The organism is Chromohalobacter sp. 48-RD10, assembly GCF_029889785.1.
Taxonomy (GTDB): Bacteria; Pseudomonadota; Gammaproteobacteria; order Pseudomonadales; family Halomonadaceae; genus Chromohalobacter.
Map to the genome: position 1 here is coordinate 1 of NZ_JARANX010000058.1, position 4,433 is coordinate 4,433.

Below are 4,433 nucleotides of genomic sequence, written 5' to 3' on the forward strand. Positions count from 1 at the left end.
CTGCATCCCTCCACCGACACCGCCTGGCAACACGCCAGTGGCATTACCCGCGCCGCACTCCTTGTCGGCCCCGAAGGTGGATTATCTCCCGCCGAAATCGACGCCGCCTACACCGCCGAGTTCGCCGCCCTGACCCTTGGCCCCCGCATCCTGCGCACTGAAACCGCCCCCGTCGTCGCCCTCACGATGTTGCAGCATTACTTTGGCGATTTGGGGTAGTTAGGTCGGCTTCAATAGGTGTGGCCAGCATCGAAGACCTCCCGGAAGATGCGCGGCACGATCACGAACGGAACGGTCGCATGTCCCGTATTATTCTTAACGCCGGGCCTGGATCTAGGTGCTGGCTTGCAAGCCTTCTGGCTCGTTTGCCTGTTGAGCCTGTGCTGTTTTGCCGAGCGCATCGATTAGCCAGTCACGGAATGCGCGTTTACGAGCATCGGAGTCGATAGACGAGGGCGACAGTAGCCAATAAGACGAACCGTCGGCGATGAAGCCCATGGGGGCAACGAGCTCACCTGTCTCAATCTGATCGGCGACCATATAGATCGAGCCCATGGCATAGCCCAGCCCGGCACGCGCAGCTTGGAGACTGAGATAGAAGTGCTCGAATTCGATTTCTCGATCAATGCTCGTGGTCTGTCGAAAGCGAGACCGCCATGGGGTCCATGCCGATGGCCGTGATGCCGTGTGGAGTATCGTCTGCCTTGCGTTGGCTGAAGCCGGCAGCCCAGGCGAAGCTACAACGCCGGTGATTTCATCCGCTACGCGGTAGGTGAAAACGTCTGGGTCCCATTCGAAATCGTCCCGACGTAGCGCCAGATCGATCGAGGTAGCCTGGAAATCCATAGGCCCGCCGGCAGCGAACAGATGGAGCGTGATGTCGGGATGCTGGGCGTAGAAATCTGGCAGTCGGGGTATTAGCCACTGCATGGTGATCGTAGGTTCGCATGACACTACTAACGGCGCGTCGGACGCGGCGGGCTTTTCGAAAGTGGTCAATGCGCTTGAGAGCGTATCGAAAAGGCTCTGACTCACGCGATACAGCTCGGCACCTTTGGTCGTCAGGCGTACTGAATTGTGTTGGCGATCGAAAAGTTGGGCACCGAGCTCTTGCTCAAGATCCCTTATTCGCTTGCTCACTGCGCCGGGCGTTACAAACAGGCGCTCCGCAGCAACTGTCATGTTTTCTGCTCGGGCAACCGCCACGAACACACGCAGCGCATCTAGAGATCTGATCATGCTGTGCTCCTTGCACTCATCCATGGCATGAGAAAAGTTCACGTCTTCGTGTGAAAAGGAATCGTTTCCCAACAAGAGCCTTACTGTCCAATTGTGTATGTGTGCGCTGAATACGTGCTTGCGCATGCCTATGGGTAAGGAGATTAATAGTGTCGACTTTACAAGAAACCACAGCAAGACGTTACTCCACCGATCGCGTATCCCAACGCCTGGATATCGATGATCTATGTTCTGGTTTAGCGCGTCACAATTATCTTTTCCTCGATGGACTGACCACGACCAACATTCTCACCGACCTGCATCAGCATGCACTGTCGGACTGGCGTGAGTTCGCAGCGAGTTGGGGCGACATGCCTCTGGATGGCCACATGGCAGATGGCGGCAGCTACCGCCGGCGGCGACATGCAACGCTTGCGGCCAACGCGGACAGTCCAGAGTGGCATATCAAGGCGCATCAACCACACTACCAAGGGCGTGATTTCAACAGCTTGAACGGTGGGATCGCACGGCATTACGAGCCGATACTGAAAGACATTCTCCACGGTGCGACCATGAGCAGCATTGTCGGCCTCGGGTGCCGGATGTTCAGCCGTCTCGCGCCCTACTATCCGTGGCACATCGAGCTACACCAGTTTCGCATCGAGTCAAATGCAGAATTCGTGGGCAAACCGACCCCAGAGGGCGTCCATCGTGACGGTGTGAACTTCGTGATCATGGCGATGGTGGATCATAGCAATATGACCAACGCCGAATCGACGATCTATGACCTCGACCAGAATCCGCTGAAGTCGTTCACGCTGAATGCGCCGCTCGATCTTGCGATAGTCAATGACGAGCAGGTATTTCACGGAGTATCACCCATCCAGCCCAGCGATACAGCAGCACCCGCTGTCCGTGATGTTCTGATCGCTACGTTTCGCAAACAGTTCTAAGGAGAGCTGCGGCGCTCGGCCGACGAGCGCCGCATACTTGAATTTATGATCGACCTTGACTACCTGCCGCTACTCGGCACAGTGACATTGATCGCCGTCGGCATGGCCATTAGCCCTGGCCAGGATTTCGCATTGGTTAGTCGCAACGCGATGATTTATTCACGACGTGCCGGCCTCTTATCGAGTGTTGGCATAGCAACTGCTGTATGGCTACACGTGGCGTATTGCGTGACCGGTGTTGCCCTGCTCATCACTAACTTCCCCCAGGTCTACTCCATGATCCGGTGGGTTGGAGCGGCCTATCTTGTCTATCTCGGCGTGAAAAGCCTTCTGGCATCTACTTCACCACAGGTAGCCGCTGATGCTGATCAACGTGACATCACAGATCGCTCGGCGTTCGGATCCGGCTTTCTATGCAATGCTTTGAATCCGAAAACGACGCTGTTCTTCTTGAGTATTTTCACCCAGATCATTCAGCCTTCTACACCGATTGCCGTTCAAATCCTGTGCGGTCTGATCATCTCACTAGCGCATCTTGCCTGGTTTGGCGGTGTGGCCTTCTGGCTCTCGACGCCGAGGTTCTTGTCGGCCATCTGGCGCCTCAAGCCCTGGATAGAACGCGTCTTGGGTCTGATCTTGATCGGAGTCGCTACACACATGGTCTTGCAGTAGACCCGAGTTGAACCCGCTCAAAAGGAAATAGGGGCTGGTCCCCAAAAGCGCGCGGAAGTCCCGGGAGAGCGTCCAGCGCTCCTGTCCCGATACCGACTCTAAATCATCTAGTATGACGCCCTCGATTCGGTGTGCGTCTAGGTAGGCCCTGACCCGGCTTGCAGCTTGGTAGTCCAGGGTCAACCTGGTGCGGGAGACTCGAGTGTCGCTGCTGGCTTCTAGTGCGGCGGCTAAATCGGCGATGCCGTCATTTTCCTCAAGGGCATCAAGCGGCGCTTCGAGAGAGAACAATAAGGATCGCACCGCGACCGACAAGCGCGGGTCCGTCGAGACGCCGCCGGTAACATACGGCAGCGTTTTACCACCGAGCGCGGATTGGACCAGAGACGGGGCAATATAAAGCATTCGGTAATAAAAGCCACGCTCATCGCCAGCATGCCCATCGTGGGCCTCATCCGGGTGAAGCACCATCACTGTACCGGGTAGACTGTGTCGGTGATCACGACGGTAGTGGAAGCTTTGAATTCCACCCAAGGTAATGCCGATCGCGAAGGTGTCGTGCCGGTGCATGCTGTAGGTGTGACCCTGGAAACGAGCCTCGATCCGCTCGATTCTTGAGGACGGTGCGACAATGCACCAGTCTCTAGCAGGACCTTTCAAGGTGACTCTCCAAAAGATAACGCCGATCCTTCAAGAGTATCGCCAACTGTGCCGGGTGCCGAAGTTCCTTCTCCCCTGTTGACCCATGCCTTCGCGGCCAGCGCCTGTATGAGCAATGGGGGCGCAGTTTCTTATGCTCCCCGCTAGCGTGACAAAAGAGCATTTGTAGTCACTTAAAGACAAGGGAAGCATCATATAACACAGCGTGTGACCTGATGCTGAGTGACGTTTCATGGTGATATGGAGGTGTATGGGCTATCTATCTCATTTTGTCATTGGTGGTGCTCTGGGAGCTCTAAGTTGGGCCGTTTGCCCAGTAGTATCGGGTCACTTCGAGCCCTTCGATACGCTGCTCGGGTTTATCATTGGGCAAGCATTGATGCTCATCTTCGCCATCTATACCGGCTGGACGAAAAGGTTGATATTTCTCTTCCTGTTGGTGGCGGGTATGTATGTGGGGCAAAACGTGTATGCCTATATATTCAGCCCTGCGTTTGGTTCCAGCGATACGCGGGAATGGTTCCTGCTGGGGCTCGTGACAAGCGTATTCCTCTGCATCCTTCCCCTCGTTGGTGGTGGCGTGGCCAGGTGGCTTGCTGTGTGCTCGCAACATGCCCGTAAGTAAGTGATCAACAGGCTGCCGCTGCTCTAGGCGCCTTGCCTGGTGACGCAAGGCGCGTCCAACAGATCCTTACTACTGCACTATCGGTGCCGACTGAGGAAATCGATCAACGCTTCGAGCATCGCCAGCGAGGAGCGGACTCAGTGCTCGCCAAGGAGCCGCTGCAGCCGGATTTTCCCACGGTCATGAACTCTGAATCCTGGATTCATAGAATAACCGCAGCACTTTGGACCGCCAGGTAGAGGAAGGAGGGCCAGCGCCGGTACCCTCTCGACTTTACCGACCAAAGTGAAGCAGAGAATGGGATA

5 protein-coding genes are annotated in these 4,433 nt (G+C 56.0%); 4 read left to right on the forward strand and 1 reads right to left on the reverse strand.

Features of this window, described 5'->3' with window-relative positions; translation table 11 throughout:
• Positions 1-219: RsmE family RNA methyltransferase (locus OP496_RS16680; RefSeq protein ID WP_280564921.1), on the forward strand; the 219-nt coding region annotated here is incomplete at its 5' end.
• Between the two features lie 114 nt (positions 220-333).
• Here OP496_RS16680 and OP496_RS16685 read toward each other — a convergent pair.
• A complete protein-coding gene (locus OP496_RS16685; RefSeq protein ID WP_280564922.1) occupies positions 334-1,314 on the reverse strand; it encodes a LysR substrate-binding domain-containing protein in 981 nt (326 codons plus the stop codon).
• A gap of 74 nt (positions 1,315-1,388) precedes the next feature.
• On the opposite strand from OP496_RS16685, the gene OP496_RS16690 reads away from it, so the two are divergent.
• The 3 genes from OP496_RS16690 (at position 1,389) to OP496_RS16700 (ending at position 4,128) form a co-directional block, all read left to right on the forward strand.
• On the forward strand, positions 1,389-2,171 hold the full coding sequence (locus tag OP496_RS16690; RefSeq protein WP_280564923.1) for a 2OG-Fe dioxygenase family protein: 783 nt from the start codon (positions 1,389-1,391) through the stop codon (positions 2,169-2,171).
• A 45-nt stretch (positions 2,172-2,216) separates the two neighbouring features.
• Positions 2,217-2,843: a LysE family translocator gene (locus OP496_RS16695; protein ID WP_280539944.1), complete on the forward strand. Its 627-nt coding sequence runs from the start codon at positions 2,217-2,219 to the stop codon at positions 2,841-2,843.
• Between the two features lie 910 nt (positions 2,844-3,753).
• A complete protein-coding gene (locus tag OP496_RS16700; RefSeq protein WP_280564924.1) occupies positions 3,754-4,128 on the forward strand; it encodes a hypothetical protein in 375 nt (124 codons plus the stop codon).
• Positions 4,129-4,433: the final 305 nt, after the last annotated feature.